Raw genomic sequence first — 22,117 nt, forward strand, 5'->3', positions numbered from 1 at the left:
AGGTGAAGATCAGATGACCAGTAAAGAATTGCTGTATGTAGAGGACGCACTGGGACATGAGAAGTATTTTCAGACCAAGTGCATGGAGGCTGCCGCACAGATGCAGGACGAAGACCTGAAACAGTGTGTGACGCAAATGGCGGAGAAGCACCGCCAGCTGTTCCGAAATTTTTACGGACTGCTTTAAGGAAACACTGAATAAAGCTTGTGCGTAAGATGCGTAGTCAGATTTTTCGGCAGATTGCATAGAAATTCCGCAGGCATACTGTCGTATGGCAAGGGATTTCTGGGCAATATGACGGAAAATCTGCAAGCAGATTGCGTGCAAAGCCGTCAGGCGGGCTTTATGCAGTGTTTCCTTAATTCGCAATGGAAAAGGAGGTTACTTCCATGGACGATAAAAATGTAATGGAAAATATCCTGCTGCTGGAAAAGGGCGTTTGCGACCTGTATGTACACGGCGTGATCGAGTCCAGCACCAGCAACGTGCACCAGACGTTCAGTCATGCACTGAGCGATTCCCTCGCCATGCAGGATACCCTGTACGACAAAATGGCGGCAAAGGGCTGGTATCCCACCGACCGTGCCGAGATGACAAAGGTACAGGCGGTCAAGAAGAAGTTCCAGTCGATGCAGGGCTGACGCAGACACAAAAAAGCTGCCGCGTTTTTGCGGCAGCTTTTTTCGGTGTTGTCCTTGACATCTGATACAAGGCATGATACAATACAGGCAACGCTGTACGAAGCCGGCAGGCTTTGCACGGTGTTTCCTTAAGGCAATACCGCACAAAGAGCGTCTGGCGACTTTGCACGCCATCTGCTTGCAAATTTTCCGTCATATTTCACAAAAATGCTCGTGAATACATCCAGTATTCACTCCGCTTTTTGTTTCATCTGACGAAAAATTTGACGACGCATCTGCCGCACAATCTTTGTGCGGTATTGCCTTAAAATATCGTATGGTGTAAAATAGAGGGTGTAATATGAAACGAAATTTTTTATTCCATGTATTGCTGCTTTCTGGACTTATCGCAATTAGCATCACTGGTTTTACAGGCTGTTTCTATGAAAACAAAAAAGATGCATCGCATGTTTCTGAAACGGAATTGGAGCAGCTTGCGGACGATGCAGATGCTGTTGTCGAAGCATATTTTAAAGAAAAGTATGATGTACAAGCTGCTGTTACAGACCGGTCTATTGCCGGGGGCGTTTTTTTAGGACCGGATCCGTCGGCAGAACCCTATTATAATTGCACTGTCAGCATTACAGATGACGAGGATTATACGGTGTGCAATGCCGAAGTGTACGGAAAACGGGCGGACAAGGAAATAGAATTATACGTAAAAAACGAATCCTATTATGGGAAATTCATGAAAGATAAAATGATACAGTGGATAGAACCATATATCCTGCAAGCCGGTTTTCAGGATCATATCATAGAGTACAGTTGTACAGAGCTATGCTTTCCGTCAGAATATTCTGCCGATCTCACGGCGGATACATTTGTTTCATTCACTTCAAAAGACAGAAGCTTAGCCGCCTGTTTTCAGTTGATGATTTCAGAATCAGAGTATATGCAGCATGAGGATCTATCCAGAGAATTTGACGGCTTGAAAGATCATTTGGAGCAAATTGACGGCGAAATAACATTGCGTATGTATGTCTATGATGATGAAGATTATAAGCAGATCAAAAATGGCAGTGATGCTCATTTTCATAGTATTCTATCCTCAGAAATTTTTAGCTGCACAGGGTGATACGACATTGCATAAGATGTGCAATCCGATTTTGCGGTAGCTTTTTCGACGTTGATTTTGACAGGCTGCACAAAAAATCTTGACATCTCACGCAAGATATGATACAATAAAAATAATTGGACAATTTTTTGCCTGTAAGAGCAGGAGCGTTTTTTGGAAAGGAAGGATTGATTGTCTATGAAGAAGTGGATCGCGGCGATTTCTGCCGCAGTGCTGGCAGTGACTGGAATGGCTTCGGCAATTCCCGCGGCAACGGTGACCGCTGCTGACAGCAAGTACAACTATGGAGAGGCTCTCCAGAAGTCGATGTTTTTCTACGAGGTACAGCAGAGCGGCAAAAAGCCGGACTGGAACGAAGTCAGCTGGCGTTCGGACTGCATGACCAACGACTATGTGACAGGCGGCTGGTTTGATGCCGGAGATCACCTGAAATTCACACTGACCAATGCGTACTCCGCAGCACTGCTGGGCTGGGGTCTGCTGAACTACGGCGACGGTGTGGAAAAGGCTGGTCAGCGTACTATGTATGAGAACAACCTCCAGTTTGCACTGGATTATCTGGTGGGCTGCGATCAGGGTGACAACATTGTCTATATGATCGGCGACGGCTCGTTCGACCACGTATGGTGGGGCTCTGCCGAAGTGTATATGGACAAGTACGAACTGATGAAAGGCGAAACTGAGCGTCCGTACTATACCTGTGAGGACAGCTGCATTCAGGCCGACATGGCGGCGGCACTCTGCACCGGCTATCTGAACTTCAAGGACTCCAAGCCGGAAAAGGCAAAGGAATATCTGGAACACGCCATTGACCTGTTCGACCGTGCCGACAAGTTGCGTGCGATCGGCGATGATGCCGCAGAACAGCCGTACTACAAGATCACCACATTCTATGATGATCTGTTCTATGCTGCAAACTGGCTGTACATGGCAACCGGCGAGCAGAAGTATCTGGATCTGTGCAAGACTGACTATATCCCGAATCTGGGCAAGGAAGAACAGTCCAGCGAAATGAAGTACACATGGGGCATGTGCTGGGACGATGTGATGCAGGGCGGCGTGCTGCTGTATGCGATCAACACCGGCGAATCCCAGTGGAAAGACCAGTTCACCAAGCATCTGGAATACTGGACGACTGGTTACGGCGGCAAGCAGATCACCTATACACCGGACGGTCTGCCGTGGCTGTTCCAGTGGGGTTCTCTCCGCCACGCTACCACGACTGCATTTCTGGCATATGTGGCAGTCGATCAGCTGTATCAGGACGATACCGCCAAGGCTGAAAAGTATACCAAGTTTGCCGACAATGTCATGAACTACTGCTTCGGCGACAACTCCAAGAACTACAGCTATGTGGTCGGCATGGGCGATGATTACCCGCAGGCATGGCACCACAGAACTTCCAGCGGTGCATGGAATGACAAGTGGAGCAACATCGGACAGACCGAGGGCGAAGATGCCAAGCCCCACGCACACATTCTGTACGGTGCACTGGTCGGCGGTCCGGATCAGAAGGACGGCTATTCCGACAAGATCGGCGACTATCAGTATACTGAAGTTGCCATCGATTATAACGCCGGCTATACCGCAGCACTTTGTGCAATGGTAGAAAAGTACGGCGGCACATCTGACCCCGACTTCCCGCCGACAGAAACTCCGAAGTGGGACGAATTCTTTATGAAGGCTTCTGTGAACCAGTCGGCTTCCAGCTATACTGAACTGAAAGTCTTTGCCATGAACCACAGTGCATGGCCGGCAAGAACCATCAAGAACCTGTCCTATAACTATTACTTCGACATCAGCGAACTGGTCGATGCAGGCTATTCGATCAACGACGTTTCTGTCAAGATCGGCTACGACCAGCACAGCAGCGACAAGGGCAAGATCTCCATTTCTGATCCGATCCAGTACAGCGGCAATATCTATTATGTCAAGCTGTCCTTTGCAGACGGCAGCGTGGTAATGCCTACCGGTCAGTCGGAACACCGCAGCGAGTGCCAGTTCCGTATTTCGATTCCGGACAACATTCAGGGTGTCTGGGATCCGACAAACGACTATTCCTATGCCGGTCTGGAACAGGGCGGCGAAGATGCTATGGTGGCAACCGACCACATCACCATGTATGACGGCGACACTCTGATCTGGGGCGTAGAGCCGGACGGCACCAAGCCGGATCCGGCAGTTACAACAACAACAACAACAACGACGACTACGGAACAGACCACCACAACGACAACAAGAGCTACAATGGCGACCACTTCGAACGAGATTATCTATGAATCCGCGGGTGCACTTCTGCTGGACAACGAGCCGGAGAAGCTGATTTATCGTGTTGGGGAAGATCTGGATCTCACCGGACTGCAAATTTCCCTGAAGTACTATTACGGAAAAGACAGCTGTGATGTGATCTATGACAAGGTATCGCCTGCCGATTATCCGGATAAATTCACCATAGACACTTCGGAATTTGACAGTTCCAAGTCGGGCACATATACCATTCGTGTGAAAGCAAGCTCGGATTTGATCTTGAACTACCGGTTGTCCTTTGCCGAGGTTTCTTTCAAGGTTACTGTTGAAGATCATGAGAGTACAACAGAAACTTCACCTGTTACCACAACTACCACCACAACAACCGCTTCCGGACAGCCTACACCGTCAGGAGCAGTCCTCTATGGTGACACCAGTCTGGACGGCAGAGTGGACATCACCGATGCCGTGCTTCTGAATAAGTCGGTTGCCGGAGCTGTAGTTCTGGAGGGCGATGCCAAGCAGAATGCAGACTGTGACGGCAGCAGCGAGATCGATTCCAATGATGCAGTTGTACTGCTGCGGTTCTTGGTACACATCATCAATTCTCTGCCCAGTGCAGAATGATTCCGGTGATGTCTGAACGACACGCGAAAAACTGTATAAGGGAAACACTGCATAAAGCTTGTGCGTAAGATGCGTAGTCAGATTTTTCGGCAGATTGCCTAGAAATTCCGCAGGCATACTGTATGTATGGCAAGGGATTTCTAGGCAATATGACGGAAAATCTGCAAGCAGATTGCGTGCAAAGCCGTCAGGCGGGCTTTATGCAGTGTTTCCCTAAGATAAAAAAGAGCAGATACTTTGCGGTATCTGCTCTTTTGATTATGGTATGAATTTCGTTGAGAAACCAATTGGACAGTTAATGCAAACGGGAAATAACTGCCCGAAGCTGCAAACCAGAACGGTTGTTTCTGAATAAACATTAGGTGGCTGTCAAACGTTTTTTTCAACACATGATGCCCCAAAACAAACTGCCCCTGTAAGCCATTACGCTTACAGGGGCAGTGCTTTTTATGATCGCGATTGCAAATTTGTTCGGATTACTCTGCAACTTCCGGCAGGTTCTTGATGATCTGTACCAAGAACTTCAGCAGGGAAACCGCATCGTCAGAACCGACTTCACCGTTTGCATTGCAGTCTGCATTCTTTGCAGCCTGTGCGGCCAGAGATACTGCTCCGGCAGCTGCCTTGTTCAGAAGTACTGCATCGGTGATGTCCACTCTGCCGTCCAGATTGGTGTCGCCATAGAGTGTTGCTCCTGCCGGCACTGTGGCGGTGTTCTTGCCGGAAGCCGTTGTAGAAACGCCGGTGGAGTCAGTGGTCTGGGGGAGTGTGGTTACGATCGTGGTAGCAATTGTAGTAGATGCAGCAGAATCCTTAGTAGAAGCCGCTGTGGAAACGGTTGTTGTTGTGGTTGTTTTGGTTGTCTGTGTGGTATCTGTGGTGACCGGCTTCGGGTCTTCAGAACCGTTGACTTTGCCGACTACGATGCCGCAGCCGACAGTGGACATATAAACGGTGCCAAAGGTGTTCATGTCGCCGACCAGATAGTTACCGTTGCCGGTACCGCCGTACAGGTGGTTCTGGTTGATGAGTACCCAGCTCTTGCCGCAGTCGGTAGAACGATAGATGCCTTCCGGATCAGAATCTGCCGGCTTGCCGTACATATAAAGGGTGTAGGGATCGCCGTCCTTTGCTGCTGCACCATAGCCCATGGTCTTGCAGTAGCTGACGTTGTCCATCTTGGTAATGGTCTTGCCGTAGTCGGTTACCAGATATGCGCCGTAGTAGCCGGCTGCAATGGCGAATGTGCCCTCGTCCAGATAAGCAATGCGGTATGCTCCGTCGCACTGGTCGTACTGGCAAACGGTCTGGTTGTTCTTAAAGGTCTTGCCGTAGTCATCGCTGACCATCAGGATGTAGCGGGCATCGGTGATATCGGCCTTCGGCTTGCTGTAGAAATAGTACTGGTTGTAGTAGTAGCCGTATGCATAGACGTACTGCGGGTTCTTTTCGTCCACGCACATCCAGATGGTGCTGGACAGGCTGTCGCTGGTGGAAGCGGTGCTCCAGGTCTTGCCGTAGTCATCGGTATAGGAGATCTTGCCGCTGCTGCTGACCAGAATGCGGTAGGTGCCGTCCTCCAGCTGGTTGATGGCAGCCTTTGCACCGGAAAGCGGTACGTTCGGCAGTTCCTGCCATGTAGTGCCGTCTGTGGTGTAATAGCCCATTGCAGAACCTTCTGACAGACGAACCATCACGTCCGGATTTGCCGGGCAGTATGCGATGCCGCCGGTAGAAGCGGTGGTGGTAGTCAGCTTGTTCATGCTGGGGGACAGCTGGGTCGCTGTGCCGTCTGCATTGTGATAGAAGCCGTCATAGTCACCGATAACTGAAACCGGATCCTTGCCCGGACGGCTGATGAAGTCCAGAGATACCACTTCTTCAATGCCGTCTGCGGCAAAGCGAATGGTGGGGCATTCTGCCCAGGTATCCTCACAGGTGAAAACGCCGTTACCGGAAACCACCCAGAACTGGTCGCTGTTGCGGGGGTCGATGGCAATAGAACCGGACCAGTGGATCGCCTTGTCCCGGATCCAGCTGTGACCGCCGTCCTCCAGATAGTTTGCTTCCAGCGGACCGCCCCAGGAGGTGGAGTTGCCGGGAGTCATTTCTGTCCATGTTTCGCCGCCGTCTTCCGACTTGAAGAAGCGGTCGCCCCATGCAATGGCATCTCTGTCCCAGGCATCAGCAGTCCAGGACTGGGAGTACCACTGTGCACAGGTAGTTGCCACCAGCTTGTTGGAGTCGTGCCGGTCGCTAAAGACACCGCCGTAGCCAACATTCAGCTTTTTGGCAGTACCGTTGGAAGTTGTAGTCGGTGTAATATCTTTCAGTTCGTCGGTCTTGGGGTTATACTTATAAGCATAACCAGTGCCGCTGTCGAACATCAGGCCATTGATGTAGGTGATCAGCAGGTTGCCGTCCGGATCCAGATTGATACGGGAAGGCATCTGCTCGGTAGGCAGTTCCTCGCTCAGGGGCTTGAAATCGTCGCTGCCGACTTCTGCCACGTGGAGATTTGCCTTCCCCTTGATAGAAGTACCCACAAAGACCTTGCCGTCTGTGATCGTGATCGTGGAAACGCCGTTTGCTCCGCCGTCATACTTTTCTGCGGTCGTCTTGACCTTGTGTTCTGTCCATGTCGGCCAGTTGATCTCATATTCGAACAAGTCCAGCTTGCCGTAGCCGTCAACTGCTTTCCATGTGTCACCGCCGTCTTCACTCATGATCAGACCGGAGGTGCCGGCAGTGGCATCGCCGCCGCAGTAGATGATGTCCGGATTGTCCGGATCCACTGCGATGGCTTCACCGCACTGTCTGCCGTAGCCGTTGCCGTGTACCTGAATCAGATCGGTAACGTCGATTTCTTCAAAGGTTTCACCGGCATCGCGGGAACGGAAAATGGCTGTCCGTGCATCACTGAAATATGCACAGCCGCACAGCAGATACAGGGTGTCGTCATCGTTGGGGTCAACGCACATGGCATCAACGCTCAGGAAGCCACGGTCAGCTTCGTTCAAGAAGTCCAGCAGCTGAACCCATTTTTTCTGTTCGTAGTCATAGCGGTATGCACCGCCTACGTCGGTACGGGCATACATCTGATCGTCACCGGTGATGATACCGGAAACAAAGCCGCCGCCGGCAATGTTCAGCGTATCCCAATCCATAGAGGATTCGATCGAGTCCGCAGCAGATGCCGTCAGCGGCTGGCTGATGCCGGCAGTGCCGATTCCCGTGCACAGCAATGCGGCTGCGGTGAGCACGGAAATGATTTTTTTCTGTTTGGTCATGGAGTTTCCCCTTTCAAAAATTCCCGAACCGTTCGTGCAGTTCGGCTCGCACGGTTCCTTTGTTGCAGACAGTCTGGCACGCCTTCTGTCCACGTTCCTATTTATTATAGCATGCTTTGTGCAGGTTTTCAAGAATGAAATCACATGTACCGTAAAATTTGTGCAGGTTGGCAGTTTACAAGAGCAATTTTCTGACAAAATGCACAAATTGCTGAAAATACGCAATTTAGAAATATGATATTTGTGGAATTTGTCAAATGACAGAAGCGGGAAAGTGTGGTATAATACAAGAGATGTAACCACTTTGTAAGATTTGAACCGGCTTTTGTTGCAATTATTACAATTTGGAGAAAAAGCAGGAAAACCGGAGAAAAGAAATGAGAAAGAGAAAGGGAAGTCGTTATGGCAAGGCGAACCAAAGACAACGTCTGGGACAAGTTTTCCAGAATCGGTGTCATTTTAGTGTTATTATACGTGATGTTTATCATTCTGGGATTTGCAGTCCGGCTGCTGTTCTTCTCCGATGAACGGGGCACCAGCATCATTCCGGAGGGCAATGGTGTTGTGGCTTCTGCGGAGGGCACCTCTGCACAGAGCACTGCCGCATCGGAAACTGCCACCACCAATGAGAACATTCTGGATCTGTCTGTGGACAAGACTTATCTGGCAGTGCTGGAGGGTGGTACCGCCGGCATTGCGGTGAACATGTCCACCACCGGTGCGGCAAGTGCCGGCGATCTCCTTTGGAGCAGCAGCGATGAAACGGTTGCAACCGTAGACAATGCAGGCACTGTGACCGGTGTCAAGGCGGGCAAGTGTGACATCACCGTTTCTGTGAAAGGAAACGATGCCATTGCCCAGACCGTTCCGGTGACAGTCCGGCATCTGGAACAGAAAGACGGCTGCACTTACGTAGACGGGATCCTGATCGTAAACAAGAGCTACGGCTTGCCGGAAAGCTATGATCCGGGGCTGGATTCCACCACAAAGGCTGCCTTTGAACAGATGAAAGCCGACGCTGCCAAGGAGGACCTGAACCTGTACATCGGTTCGGACTTCCGCGATTATGCATATCAGGTGAAGATCTACAACAACTATAACGATCTGTACGGCTGGGAAATGGCAGATACCTTTTCGGCACGCCCGGGATATTCCGAGCACCAGACCGGACTGACCATTGACTGCAACACCATTGATGATGCCTTTGGCGAAACCGCAGAAGCGGTATGGCTGGCAGAGCATTGTGCAGACTACGGCTTCATTATCCGTTTTCCGGACGGCAAGGAAAACATCACCGGCTATCAGTACGAACCGTGGCATATCCGCTATGTGGGCGTGGATACCGCAAAGGAGATCATGTCGCAGGGTTTGACGCTGGAGGAATATCTGGGCGTGCAGTCGGAATATGCAGGACCTTGGGAAGGTTAATAACAGATATGTGAGAGATCTCCGTGCCCTTGAGGTGCGGAGATTTTTTGATATGGAGGAGAAAATACATGTTCTTTTTGCAAATTCTGGCGGGGCTTGCGGCTCTGCTGGGACTGCTGTTTCTGCCCGCCGTCTGGGGAGTTCTGCTGTTTTTGATATGGGCGGTGCAGGTGATTTTCTGGGGCTTTCTACAGGAGTATTATCCTTATGCAGACCGGATTCGGGGAAATTCGGCGGCGGAGCACAACGGGTATCGCCGTCTGTTCTGCCGAAAAGCAGTGCCGTCTTTGGCATCGCTGGCAGTTCCGGAACGGTCGGTATTGGTACAGCGTGATGACAGCACCCTGTTTCAGGTGATTCGCTGGAAACAGCGGCTGTATTTCCGGTATCTCTGTTCCGGCAATCAGGAAGATTCGGAGATACAGCAGCATTTGATACAAAACGGTGCCGATTTGGACACGGGGAAGAAATTGGGCAAAAAAGATTTCTGGCTGCCGGTTTGTCAGATACAGTCGGTTTCCTATACGAAAAAGTCTGTGGCAAATACGAAGTACGCGGCGTTTGGCGTTTTGCATCTGCAATTGAAAGAAGATGCTGCTCACAAGAGTTCGTGCAATTATGTGCTGTCGAATGTTTCTGCGGAAGATCTGGAGGAAATGGTTTCTCCGGTTCCTTTTACCGCAGAAACAGCACCCTGCTGTGATACGCCTTGGAGTATTTTGAAAACGCTGGGCAGACCGCGGCTCTGGAACTTGCTGCTGCAAGTATGCCTGTGGCTTTCGGCGGCATGGAGCACTGCCTTTTTGCGTCTGCCTGCGGCGTATCAAATTTTTCCGGTGACGTTCTGGCTGCTCTGTTCCGGCTTGACGTTTCTGCTCTGCTGGACACATGGCAGGCTGTTTTCGTGGAAAAAAGCGGGCGACGGGGAATGGCTGGGGCTGTTTGCAGATTCGCCCCGTGTGCAGTATGGACTGTTTGCCCCGCTGGTGCCGTTGTTTTTTCATGGACTGCACCATAGCAATCTGACTGCGGCGGGAACAAGACAATTCTTTCTGATTTTCGGGCTGTGTAGTGTGGTGCTGTTCTTACTGTTTTTCCTTTCCTGCCGCAGACGAACCGGCAGGGAGATCGGGTGCATGATCGGGTTCTCGCTGTTGTTTTCCTGCCTGTTTGTTGGTGTGGGAAACCGTGTCTATGATTTCCGGCTGCCCTTGGAGGAACGGGCGGTTGTGGTAGGAACGGAATACCATTTCGGCGGTGTCCGCAGTTCCGGTTGGACGGAACTGACCGTGCGGCGGGAGGACGGCACAAAGGAAACCCTGTCAGACAGTACAATCTATGCCGCAGTGGAAACAGGGGATACCGTGATTTTGAAAACTCATGCCGGCTTGTTCGGAATCGGGTATTATACGGCGGAATGCTCCTGAAGTGCCGTGATACATTATAATAGCATGGAGGTCAGATGCAATGTACCATTATAGTATCTGCACGATTGCAGACGAAGTGATCTTTCAGAAACAGTGCAGGGCACTGGAAACGCATCTCCCGCATCTGGTCAAGGACGAACTGCTGGAAGATGTAGACGGCTCGCTGATGCAGCGGTATTGGCTGGACGGAAAAATGATTCGGGTTTATAACAGCAATGACATTCGTTCCGTTTATATTGACTCGGAAGTGGAACTGGAACCGTATTTCAGGGACAAGAGCAGGGAGAAAACGCCACTTGCAGAATGACTTTTGCCCCGCACCATAAAAAAGAATCCGAAAATCCAAAAAAAATTTCAAAAAACTATTCCAAAATACAGAAAAGTGTGCTATAATAGTATCAGAGCCGTCCAACCGCACAGCGATTTGCGGCAAAACTATCAAAAAAGAGGTTTTTGACATGGAAATCAAAAAACAACTGACGACTTGTCCGAAAGAAAAACCCAAGGACGAGAGCAAGCTTGGATTCGGTCATATCTTTACCGACCACATGCTGGTAATGCCCTATGATGAGGGGCAGGGCTGGCACGATCCGGTGATCATGCCCTATGGTGATATTACCCTCAGCCCGTCTGCAATGTGCCTGCACTATGGTCAGACCGTGTTCGAAGGTCTGAAGGCATATCGCCGTGCCGACGGCGGCGTACAGCTGTTCCGTCCGGACGAAAACTTCAAGCGTCTGAACCGTTCCAACGAGCGTCTGGTCATTCCGGAACTGCCGGAGGAACTGGGACTGCAGTGTCTGAAAGAACTCATCTCTGTGGAAAAGGACTGGGTTCCGCACACAGAAGGTGCTTCCCTGTACATTCGTCCGTTTATTTTTGCAGTAGATCCGTTCCTCGGCGTACATCCGGGTGAACACTACCTGTTCATGATCATTCTTTCTCCGTCCGGTCCGTACTATGCTTCCGGTCTGGATCCGGTCAATATCTACGTAGAAAACAAGTATGTTCGTACTGTCCGCGGCGGTATGGGTTATGCCAAGACCGGCGGTAACTATGCGGCTTCTCTGCACAGTCAGGCTGATGCCTATGAGCAGGGCTATTCGCAGGTTCTGTGGCTGGACGGCGTAGAGCAGAAGTACATCGAAGAAGTTGGTGCCATGAACATCGCTTTCGTCATTGACGGCGAAGTGGTAACACCGTCTTTGGAAACCGGCTCCATTCTGTCCGGCATCACCAGAAAGTCTGCTCTGGAACTGTGTCGCTCCAAGGGCATTCCGGTTTCGGAACGCCGCATCACCATTCAGGAAATTGCCGATGCATATGACGCAGGCAAGCTGTCCGAAGTATTCGGTACCGGTACTGCTGCGGTCATCTCTCCGGTAGGTCACCTGAAGTGGGGCGACAAGGTCATGACGATCAACAACAACAAGATCGGACCGGTTTCCCAGATGATCTATGATACCCTGACTGGCATTCAGTGGGGCAAGATTCCGGACGAATTCGGCTGGATCGTACCGATCGACTAAGCATGCTGCGAAAGATTCTTTCTCCCGAAACCTGTGCAGCCTGTCGGCTCTGCTGCGGATTCGACTGTACAGACACGTGGGAATTTCCAGTACTGCCGCAGGAAACGGTGGAAGCCATGCACCGTATGGGTGTTTCGCCGGAGCTGGTTCCGGCAGGAAAGGAGCAGACATTTGCGGCACCGCCGCTGCGGGGCGAGGAATTGTTCTTCTGCCCCATGCTCTGCGAAACCGGCTGCACCATGGGGTCGGAAAAGCCCTTTGACTGCAAGGTCTGGCCGTTCCGCATGATGCGGGATTTGGCTGGCAATGTGCGTGTCGCTGTGGCGGGATATTGTCCCGGCATGGAACGCTATACCGATGAGCAGCTGGAAACATTTCTGGCGGAAGAAGGCTTGGGCAAGCTGCTGCTGGCATATGCCGCAGAGCACCCTGCACATGTGAAGCCCTATTCCAAAGAATATCGTTTTCTGAACGTGTAAAACAAAAGGAGTTACTTTGCTCTCAAGCAAGGTAACTCCTTTTTTCTGTCTTATACTACGCCGGCAGAATTCCGGATCTCCGCGTCCAGTGCCGCCAGCAGATGATTCCATGTGGCAGCATCTACCACACCGTCTGCCGGCAGCGGCGTGTAGCTTTGGAACTGCTTCACGGCATTCTGGGTGGCAGTGTCAAATACACCGCTGTTGCTGATCGGCGGGATCTTCGGAAAATTGTTCTGAATTGCCTGCAAAATGCCTTGTATCACGAAAACAGCACCGCCCGTATCGCCCAGCGTGTAGGCGGTGATGCCGGTGGGAAACAGTGCCAGATGCAGTACCGGTGGACGAACCTCCTGCAAATATGCCTGTGCAACAGCGTTCCATGTGGCAGTGTCAGTTTCACCGGTTGCCGGCATGTGGTTCTGCTGCTGGAACTGCCGTATTGCCTCAATGGTTTTCTCTCCATAGATGCCGTCCGGTATTATATGTGGCAGCTGCTGTATGTGGGAAATGCCGTGGAGATACCCCTGTAATTCCCGAATGTGTTGTTGCTTCTGTAACTCTGTGTACGCCATGTGTCACCCTCCTTAAGGAAACACTGAATAAAGTTTGTGCGTAAGATGCGTAGTCAGATTTTTCGGCAGATTGCATAGAAATTCCGCAGGCATACTTCATGTATGGCAAGGGATTTCTGGGCAATATGACGGAAAATCTGCAAGCAGATTGCGTGCAAAGCCGTCAGGCGGGCTTTATGCAGTGTTTCCTCAGGTGATCGTATATCCCGGAGCCTGATAGGGTTGTTTGTCGTAGCCGTATTTCAAATCGGAGTACAGGCTGGTGATCGCGTTCCATACCGCGGTACCCACTACGCCGGTTTTCGGGTAGCCGAACAGTTCCTGAAACGCCATGACAGAAGCCTTGGTCATGGGGCCGAAATAGCCGGTGGCGTTGACGGTGGGAATTTCCGGATAGGTGCCGTGGATATAGGTGAGATACTGCTGCATCAGACGGACGTACTCGCTGGTAGTGCCCTCCCGCAGAACCACGCCGGGGTAGAGCACCACGTCATTGACCGAGGTGTCCAGCGGTATCGATTCCACAATGCCGGTGTAGGCATCATAGAGGGCGTTCCATGTGGAAAAATCCACCACGCCCGTCACCGGAAGCCCGAACGCCTGCTGGAGGGATTTGACGGAAGTTTCTGTCTGTTCTCCGAAGTAGCCGGTAATTTCCACCGGCTGTATGGCGGCATAGTAGGCTCCCACCACTGCAAGATGATACTGGAGGGCACGGATGTTTTTTCCCTGCATGCCGAAGTGCAGATCCTCGGTGTGCGTAAGCTCGATGTCCTGCTGGGTCAGCCCCTCGGAGTTCAGTTCTGCCAGGTTTTTCACGCTGGTAAAAATATAGGAGATCCGGTACCATGTGGCTTCGTTGACAATGCCGGTTGCCGGCAGCCCGAAGATTTCCTGAAAGGCAATGACGGCATCTTGTGTGATATAATCAAAATCGCCGGCAGCTTCGCCGATTTTGGGAATGGCAGGGTAGTTTCTGGAAATGCGGTTCAGCTGTACCTGAATGGTGCGGACCGGATCATCGGAAAGTCCCAGCCGCAAATCAAATCCCGGATAGGAGGGCGTGTTGGTCATTACGGGAACGTTGGTGACAATGTCGATGTCGCTGCCGTAAAATGTGGTAAGGATCTCATAAGGAGTCATGCCCTGTTGTGCCAGCGGCACGGTGCCCCACTGGGAAAGCCCGTCACAGGTTACTGTTGTGCCGTTGCAGAACGCTGTGAACAACGGCTCCACATTGCCCTGCCGCCGGACGTAAGAGTTGAACAGTTCGTCAACCAGCTGCCCCACGTTTTCGAAAATTTCTCTGCCGTAGATGTACTTCTGGTCAAACTGGGTGGAGTTGGTGATGTCAAAGGGATACCCGCGGGAGCGATACCACTCGGTATAGACACGGTTGAGGGCAAAGCTGACAATGACGTAGATGTTGGCACGAATGGCATTTTCCGGCCACGTGGGGTAAATTTCGCTGGATACCACGTTTTTGATGTAATCAGGAAAGGAAATGGTGACATTGTTCGCCGTTTCCTCCGGCCGCCCCAGATGCACGGTAATATCTCTGGGGATAAAGGGTTCTCCGACTGGCATATCTGGCAGCCCTCCTTACAGATTGGGTTCGGTGTTTTGGTAGACAATGGTTTTCGGCGGCTCCTGCAAGTAGCTGGGCAGGGGAATCATGTGGAAGATCTGTCGGGAGGTCGTGCCGGCGAATACTGGTACAGCTTCGCTGACCTGCCGGTAAAAACCGTCCGCATAGACGCTGACATCATAGGTGCTATATGGCTTTCGGGTTTCGTCGCAGTTCAGTGAGAGAGAAGCCGCCGGCACCGGCAGCGGAATTTTTCCGGTTTCGCCGCTTTCGTTGGTGACGGCAGTGTGTTTCAGATGTACCTGTTCCTCCGTGCCGTTGGTCACCAGTACGGACACACCGGCAAGGGCACGGGCATTGCCGGCACTGCGGGTGATGACCTGAATCCAGCCGATCGCCGGCTGTTCCTGTGGAGTTTCCTCCACTTCCAGCTTTGGCGGAGGAACGGTTTCGGTAGGAAGCGGTTCCGGCATCGGGGGAGCAGGCTCCGGTTCTGGGGGCGTGGGTTCCGGCTGTGGCTCCTGCGGCGGAGCTTCTTTCGGTTCCGGAACGGGTGCCGGTGCCGATGCCTGTGCCGTGTGATAGAGCCGCAGCAGCTCTGCCTGATATTCTTCCGGTGTTTTTTCCATAGCAGTTAGCCTCCTGTCAAAGCGTTGATGTGAACACGTTCCGCGTTTCCACAATCTATGCGATTGTCTGGGGAAATATGTGCATGGACAACACCGCACAAAAAAGTCTGCCCTTGTCCGGACAGACTTTTCTGTTTTCCACAGTGGAATGTGGAAAGCACATGGAAACCCTGCATAAAGCCCGCCTGACGGCTTTGCACGCAATCTGCGTGCAGGCTTGATGCAGTGTTTCCCTATCTCCGCTGGGAAACCGTCGCGGGCTCGGTCAGTGCTTCCCGTCGGAACAGGAATGTCATACACCAAAGGGCTGCGATCGCCACCAGAATATAAACGGCACGGCTGATGAACGATGCCGAACCGCCGAAGATCCATGCCACCAGATCAAATTCAAACACGCCGACCAGTCCCCAGTTGACACCGCCGATAATCAGCAGGATCAGTGCAAGTTTATCCCACATGCAGCTACACCTCTTTTCTGCAATTTCTGTGAGAATACATATCCGCTTCTCACAGTTTTGCTCTTATAGTATGCCCGCAAACCGTGTGGAATATTCTGTGGAAAACACCTGTTTTCTGACGGCATGTATTTTGATAACAACCACAAATGGCGTACCATACTTTTTGTGCAATTCTACAAAATCCACAGAGAACAGGCACTTTTTGTGTATTTTCCCTTGACGGGTGACCGCGAATTGTGTATAATAGATACGGTGATAAAACCGCAAAGATGGAGGTCTTATGATTGGTGAAAACCCTCCTATTTTGTTTTTATCAGTTCTCCATTGATTTTATCACTCGTTTTGTTGTCTCCTTTCTTTTGTTCTTGATTTTGTTTAGCCCGATTCCGGTTGGAGTCGGGCGTTTTTTTGTCTGTAGGCACTGTGCGGCTCTCAGATACAAAAGGCAATACCGCACAAAGAGCGTCTGGCGACTTTGCACGCCATCTGCTTGCAAATTTACCGTCATATTTCGCAAAAATGCTCGTGAATACATCCAGTATTCATTCCGCTTTTTGTTTCATCTGACGAAAAATTTGACGACGCATCTGTCGCACAATCTTTGTGCGGTATTGCCAAAAATCCCTGTACATCACGTCCGATGTACAGGGATTCTTTTCGATATATCAAAATTGTTCGGGAATCATTTTCGACAGTGACTTGTCCATAACTTGTCCGTCAGGTCCTGCACATGTCCGGAGTCAGGCAGTCAGGCGACTGCGTGGATAAACGAACGAATCAAACTTACTTGTTCTTGATTGCAGCCTGTGCAGCAGCCAGTCTTGCGATCGGCACACGGAACGGAGAGCAGGAAACATAGTCCAGACCGATTTCGTGGCAGAACTCAACAGATGTCGGGTCGCCGCCGTGCTCACCGCAGATACCGCAGTGCAGCTTGCTGTTGACCGGCTTACCCAGATCGATAGCCATCTTCATCAGCTTACCAACACCAGTCTGGTCCAGCTTAGCGAACGGATCGCTCTCGAAGATCTTTGCATCATAGTATGCACCGAGGAACTTACCAGCATCGTCACGAGAGAAGCCGTAAGTCATCTGAGTCAGGTCGTTTGTACCGAAGCAGAAGAAGTCAGCTTCCTTTGCGATGTCGTCAGCAGTCAGAGCAGCTCTCGGGATCTCGATCATGGTACCAACTTCATAAGACAGGTCAGAACCAGCAGCAGCGATTTCAGCGTCAGCAGTTTCTACAACGACCTTCTTTACGAACTTCAGTTCCTTCACATCGCCGACCAGCGGGATCATGATCTCCGGCTTAACGGTCCAATCCGGATGATTCTTCTTTACGTTGATAGCAGCCTTGATGATTGCCTTGGTCTGCATTTCAGCGATTTCCGGATAAGTAACAGCCAGACGGCAGCCACGGTGACCCATCATCGGGTTGAATTCGTGCAGAGAAGCAATGATAGCCTTGATCTGATCTACAGTCTTGCCCTGAGCATCAGCCAGCTTCTTGATGTCTTCTTCTTCGGTCGGAACGAATTCGTGGAGCGGCGGATCCAGGAAACGGATGGTAACCGGATTGCCTTCCAGAGCTTCGTACAGAGCCTCGAAGTCGCCCTGCTGCATCGGTTCGATCTTTGCCAGAGCAGCCTTTCTTTCTTCAACAGTGTCAGAGCAGATCATTTCACGGAATGCTGCGATTCTGTCAGCTTCGAAGAACATGTGCTCGGTACGGCACAGACCGATACCTTCTGCACCCAGTTCGCGAGCCTTCTTTGCGTCAGCCGGAGTATCAGCGTTGGTACGAACCTTCAGAGTTCTGTACTTGTCTGCCCAGCCCATAACGCGGCCGAATGTGCCGGCGATGGAAGCGTCAACAGTCGGGATAATGCCGTCATAGATGTTACCGGTAGAACCGTCGATAGAAATGTAGTCGCCCTCGTGGAAGGTCTTTCCAGCCAGTTCGAACTGCTTGTCTTCTTCGTTCATCTTGATGTCGCCGCAGCCGGATACACAGCAGGTACCCATACCACGAGCAACAACGGCAGCGTGAGAAGTCATACCGCCGCGGACAGTCAGGATACCCTGAGATGCCTTCATGCCGGTGATGTCTTCCGGAGAGGTTTCCAGACGAACCAGAATAACCTTTTCGCCCTTTGCGTTCCAGGTTTCTGCATCGTCAGCAGTGAATACGACCTTACCGCAGGCAGCACCCGGGGAAGCACCCAGACCCTTGCCCATCGGAGTAGCAGCCTTCAGAGCCTTGGCATCGAACTGCGGGTGCAGCAGGGTGTCCAGGTTTCTCGGATCGATCATCAGAACTGCTTCTTCTTCTGTCTTATGTCCTTCATCTACGAGGTCGCAAGCGATCTGCAGAGCAGCCTGTGCGGTTCTCTTACCGTTACGGCACTGCAGCATGTACAGCTTCTTGTTCTCGACAGTGAATTCCATATCCTGCATGTCGTGATAGTGGTTTTCCAGGGTATCACAAACCTTGATGAATTCATCGTAAGCTTCCGGGAATTCCTGTGCCATCTGAGCGATCGGCATCGGAGTACGAACGCCGGCAACAACGTCTTCGCCCTGTGCGTTGATCAGGAATTCGCCCATCAGCTTCTTTTCACCGGTAGCCGGGTCACGGGTGAATGCTACACCAGTACCAGACTCGTTGTTCAGGTTACCGAATACCATCGGCATTACGTTAACTGCGGTACCCCAGCTGTACGGAATATCGTTGTCACGGCGATATACGTTTGCACGCGGGTTGTCCCAGCTGCGGAATACAGCTTCGATAGCCAGCTTCAGCTGTTCTACCGGATCAGACGGGAAGTCTGTGCCCAGCTGGTTCTTGTACTCAGCCTTGAACTGTTCAGCCAGAGTCTTCAGATCAGCAGCGGTCAGCTCTACGTCGAACTTTACACCCTTTTCTTCCTTCATCTTGTCGATGAGCTGTTCGAAGTACTTCTTGCCGACTTCCATAACAACGTCAGAGAACATCTGAATGAAACGTCTGTAGGAGTCATATACGAAACGTTCGAAAGCCGGATCCGGATTGCCCTTGATCATTGCAGCAACAACGTCGTCGTTCAGACCGAGGTTCAGGATGGTGTCCATCATACCCGGCATAGAAGCACGTGCACCGGAACGAACGGAAACCAGCAGCGGATTGTTCAGATCGCCGAACTTCTTGCCGTTGATCTCTTCCATCTTCTTAACGCCGTCCATGACCTGAGCCATGATCTCGTCGTTGATCTTGCGGCCGTCCTCATAGTACTGTGTGCAGGCCTCAGTTGTGATGGTGAAACCCTGCGGTACCGGCAGACCGATGCTGGTCATCTCAGCCAGGTTTGCACCCTTACCGCCGAGGAGATTCCGCATGGTCATGTCGCCTTCGCTAAACATATAAACCCATTTGTTTGCCATTGGTAAATACCTCCAATTTTTGATTTCGATTGAATGTCCGGCTACGTGATTGCATTCGGGGAAATCTGGCAAATTTCCCTTTCTCAACCGGCTCATTATTATTATAGCATACTTCTCATGAAAATACTATACACTTTTCAAGAAAAAATTACGCCCATTTTTGTGGCAAGTTATACAAAAATCACAATACACGAATTTTTTTTGAAAAAAGACTTGCAATCCTTTCAAGATTTTGTCATAATGTAAAAAGGGGTTTTTTCGGACGGCTGTCCGGAGGAGCACCCAATCCATGCAATGATGCAAAATCGCTCTGCTCCGGAAATTTCCGGAGCGGGGTATTACAGGAGGACATAAAACATGAATCAGGTTGTTATTCTTGCCGGCGGACACGGCAAACGTATGAAAGCTGCGATCCCGAAGCCGATGCTGCAGGTACTGGACGTGCCGATGCTGGGCTGGGTGATCCGTGCATGCGAGGGTGCAGGCTTGAGCCGCATCTGCGTGGTAACCGGCTATAAGGCACAGTACGTGGAACTGTATCTGGGCAACCGCTATCGGACGGCTTTGCAGGCGGAACAGCTGGGCACCGGTCATGCAGTGATGCAGGCAGAAAAATTCATGCAGGAATTCACCGACGGCAACACACTGGTGCTCTGCGGTGATGCCCCGTTTATGGACAGCGAAACCATTGCCAACGCCCTGAAGCTGCACGAGGCACAGGAAAATGCTGTGACAGTCATCACTGCCACTTTGGAACAGCCCACCGGCTACGGCAGAATTCTCCGCAGCGAAACCGGCATTGCGGCGATCGTAGAGGAAAAAGATGCCACAGATGCACAGCGGGAGATCCACGAGGTGAACTCCGGTGCGTACTGGTTCAAGACCAAGGCTCTGCTGGAACTGCTGGGGAATCTGTCTCAGTCCAACGCACAGGGCGAGTATTACCTCACCGATACCGTGGGACTGGCACTGGAACGGGGCTGGAAAGCCAGTGCATACCGCAGCGAGAATCCGGACGTGATCCTGGGTGCCAACACCAGAAAAGACCTGCTGCATCTGAACAAAGTGGCACAGGAACGGGTTCTGGAGAAGCACATGGAAAACGGTGTCAACTTTGTCAACACCGACGGCATCATCATCGGCAACGATGTGGAGATCGGTGCAGAAACCACCATTCTGCCGGGTACCATTTTAAGAGGCAAGACCAAGATCGGTGCTAAGTGTACCATTGGTCCGAACTGCCTCATCGAAAACTGCAACATCGGTGACCACGTGACACTGAACTATGTGCAGGCATTCGAGTCCGAGATCGAAGATGCTGTAAAGGCAGGTCCGTTTGTCCATATCCGTCCGAATTCACACCTGAAAAACGGTGTCAAGATCGGCGATTTCGTGGAAGTCAAGAACTCCACCGTGGGCGAGCAGACTGCCATTGCTCACCTGACATACGTAGGCGACAGCGACGTGGGCAAGAAAGTCAACTTCGGCTGCGGTACTGTCACCGTCAACTATGACGGCTTGAAGAAGCAGCGTTGTGTGATCGGCGACAACTGCTTTATCGGCTGCAACACCAACCTGATCGCACCGGTAGAACTGGGTAAGGGTGCTTATACTGCCGCAGGTTCTACGGTCACAAAGGACGTGCCGGATTACGCATTGGCGGTAGAACGTGCAGATCTCAAAGTCAAGGAAGGCTACAGCCTGAAGAAGCTGAAAAGCAAGCTGTTCCCCGAGGACGGCGGCAAGAAGTAATTTTCATAAAATCCCCCTTGAAAAAGAACGCTTTGATCCGTTATAATAGAGGCAATACCGCACAAAGAGCGTCTGGCGACTTTGCACGCCATCTGCTTGCAAATTTTTGTGTGGTATTGCCTAGAGGACAGGGCACAGCATGCTGTGCCTGCTGACAAAAAACGGAAAGCAGTATTAGCGAAAGGATTCATGCGGCATCGGAAGGCTCTGGTGCCGCATGAAGCAGGTTATAGGAAAAATGGGCATTTTTGATTTATTTCAGCAGATTGAGTCAGGTTCCGCCGGCAGAGTGCACGGCAAGCTGACTTGGATCGTTGCCGGTCTGGGAAACCCCGGGCTGGAATACGAACACACCCGCCACAATGCCGGCTTTCTGGCGGTGGAAGAACTGGCGAAACAGTGCGGCGGCGTAAAACTGAACCAGATGAAGTTTCAGTCCAACTGCTGCGAGGCGATGCTGGGGGAAGTACGCTGCCTGCTGATGCAGCCGACGACATACATGAACCTCAGCGGCGATGCCATTGCGGCGGCGGCGAACTTCTACAAGATCCCGCCGGAGCAGGTGCTGGTCATTTATGATGACATCTCCCTGCCGCCGGGAAAGCTGCGGTTGCGGCGAAAGGGCAGTGCCGGCGGACACAACGGCATCAAGAGCATTATCGCACAGCTGGGCACGGAGGAATTTCCCCGTATCCGCGTAGGCGTGGGGGCGAAGCCGAATCCCCAGTATGATCTGGCGGACTGGGTGCTGTCCAAGTTCAGCGAGGAGGATATGACTGCCCTGCAGCCGGCACTGGAACACGCCGCAGATGCTGCCGTGAAGATCGTGGGCGGCGACATGAACACCGCAATGAATCTGTACAGTCACTAATCTCTGTACAGTCACTAATCCGTGTTTTCTTAGAAACGAAA

The 22,117-nt window shown here is 51.5% G+C and carries 17 protein-coding genes; 11 read left to right on the forward strand and 6 right to left on the reverse strand.

Annotated elements, in window-relative coordinates:
• The first annotated feature begins 13 nt into the window (after positions 1-13).
• The 4 genes from DXB92_RS13655 to DXB92_RS07925 all read left to right on the forward strand — a co-directional run bounded on the left by DXB92_RS13655 (position 14) and on the right by DXB92_RS07925 (position 4,630).
• Positions 14-187: a hypothetical protein gene (locus DXB92_RS13655; protein WP_021683007.1), complete on the forward strand. Its 174-nt coding sequence runs from the start codon at positions 14-16 to the stop codon at positions 185-187.
• A gap of 203 nt (positions 188-390) precedes the next feature.
• Entirely contained in the window at positions 391-642 is a 252-nt protein-coding gene (locus DXB92_RS07915) for a spore coat protein (protein ID WP_117733450.1), read from the forward strand.
• A gap of 340 nt (positions 643-982) precedes the next feature.
• Positions 983-1,756 carry a hypothetical protein gene (locus DXB92_RS07920; RefSeq protein WP_117733451.1) on the forward strand — a complete coding sequence of 258 codons (774 nt, stop codon included), beginning with the start codon at positions 983-985 and terminating at the stop codon, positions 1,754-1,756.
• Between the two features lie 177 nt (positions 1,757-1,933).
• Entirely contained in the window at positions 1,934-4,630 is a 2,697-nt protein-coding gene (locus DXB92_RS07925) for a glycoside hydrolase family 9 protein (RefSeq protein ID WP_117733452.1), read from the forward strand.
• A 476-nt stretch (positions 4,631-5,106) separates the two neighbouring features.
• On the opposite strand, the gene DXB92_RS07930 is transcribed toward DXB92_RS07925, so the two are convergent.
• Positions 5,107-7,920: a dockerin type I domain-containing protein gene (locus DXB92_RS07930; protein ID WP_117733453.1), complete on the reverse strand. Its 2,814-nt coding sequence runs from the start codon at positions 7,918-7,920 to the stop codon at positions 5,107-5,109.
• A 402-nt stretch (positions 7,921-8,322) separates the two neighbouring features.
• Between DXB92_RS07930 and DXB92_RS07940 the strand changes: the two genes are divergently transcribed.
• The 5 genes from DXB92_RS07940 to DXB92_RS07960 all read left to right on the forward strand — a co-directional run bounded on the left by DXB92_RS07940 (position 8,323) and on the right by DXB92_RS07960 (position 12,783).
• Complete coding sequence (locus tag DXB92_RS07940) at positions 8,323-9,348, forward strand: D-alanyl-D-alanine carboxypeptidase family protein (RefSeq protein ID WP_117733455.1); 1,026 nt, start codon at positions 8,323-8,325, stop codon at positions 9,346-9,348.
• A 68-nt stretch (positions 9,349-9,416) separates the two neighbouring features.
• Positions 9,417-10,775, forward strand: a complete 1,359-nt coding sequence (locus DXB92_RS07945; protein WP_117733456.1) for a hypothetical protein — start codon at positions 9,417-9,419, stop codon at positions 10,773-10,775.
• A 40-nt stretch (positions 10,776-10,815) separates the two neighbouring features.
• Complete coding sequence (locus DXB92_RS07950) at positions 10,816-11,082, forward strand: hypothetical protein (RefSeq protein ID WP_117733457.1); 267 nt, start codon at positions 10,816-10,818, stop codon at positions 11,080-11,082.
• 151 nt (positions 11,083-11,233) lie between these two features.
• Positions 11,234-12,304 (forward strand): branched-chain amino acid aminotransferase, encoded by a 1,071-nt coding sequence (locus DXB92_RS07955; protein WP_021683018.1) that lies wholly within the window; start codon positions 11,234-11,236, stop codon positions 12,302-12,304.
• A 2-nt stretch (positions 12,305-12,306) separates the two neighbouring features.
• Entirely contained in the window at positions 12,307-12,783 is a 477-nt protein-coding gene (locus tag DXB92_RS07960; RefSeq protein ID WP_117733458.1) for a hypothetical protein, read from the forward strand.
• 50 nt (positions 12,784-12,833) lie between these two features.
• Here the strand turns inward: DXB92_RS07960 and DXB92_RS07965 are convergent, their stop codons facing one another.
• The 5 genes from DXB92_RS07965 to ppdK form a co-directional block, all read right to left on the reverse strand.
• Positions 12,834-13,358 (reverse strand): peptidoglycan-binding protein, encoded by a 525-nt coding sequence (locus DXB92_RS07965; RefSeq protein WP_021683020.1) that lies wholly within the window; start codon positions 13,356-13,358, stop codon positions 12,834-12,836.
• A 189-nt stretch (positions 13,359-13,547) separates the two neighbouring features.
• Positions 13,548-14,945 carry a peptidoglycan-binding protein gene (locus DXB92_RS07970; protein WP_117733459.1) on the reverse strand — a complete coding sequence of 466 codons (1,398 nt, stop codon included), beginning with the start codon at positions 14,943-14,945 and terminating at the stop codon, positions 13,548-13,550.
• A gap of 15 nt (positions 14,946-14,960) precedes the next feature.
• Positions 14,961-15,575: a carboxypeptidase-like regulatory domain-containing protein gene (locus DXB92_RS13660; protein ID WP_181976976.1), complete on the reverse strand. Its 615-nt coding sequence runs from the start codon at positions 15,573-15,575 to the stop codon at positions 14,961-14,963.
• Positions 15,576-15,808: 233 nt separating this feature from the next.
• Positions 15,809-16,033, reverse strand: coding sequence for a DUF378 domain-containing protein (locus tag DXB92_RS07980; protein ID WP_117733460.1), 225 nt, complete (start codon positions 16,031-16,033; stop codon positions 15,809-15,811).
• Positions 16,034-16,816: 783 nt separating this feature from the next.
• Positions 16,817-19,453, reverse strand: a complete 2,637-nt coding sequence (gene ppdK / locus DXB92_RS07990; RefSeq protein ID WP_021682802.1) for a pyruvate, phosphate dikinase — start codon at positions 19,451-19,453, stop codon at positions 16,817-16,819.
• A 357-nt stretch (positions 19,454-19,810) separates the two neighbouring features.
• Here ppdK and glmU point away from each other — a divergent pair, with 357 nt between their 5' ends.
• Both glmU and pth read left to right on the forward strand, forming a co-directional pair.
• Positions 19,811-21,205 (forward strand): bifunctional UDP-N-acetylglucosamine diphosphorylase/glucosamine-1-phosphate N-acetyltransferase GlmU, encoded by a 1,395-nt coding sequence (gene glmU, locus DXB92_RS07995; protein ID WP_117733462.1) that lies wholly within the window; start codon positions 19,811-19,813, stop codon positions 21,203-21,205.
• A gap of 217 nt (positions 21,206-21,422) precedes the next feature.
• On the forward strand, positions 21,423-22,076 hold the full coding sequence (pth, locus tag DXB92_RS08000) for an aminoacyl-tRNA hydrolase (protein WP_242986626.1): 654 nt from the start codon (positions 21,423-21,425) through the stop codon (positions 22,074-22,076).
• Positions 22,077-22,117: the final 41 nt, after the last annotated feature.

It is taken from the genome of Ruminococcus sp. OM06-36AC, from assembly GCF_003438725.1.
GTDB lineage: Bacteria > Bacillota > Clostridia > Oscillospirales > Ruminococcaceae > Ruminococcus_C > Ruminococcus_C callidus.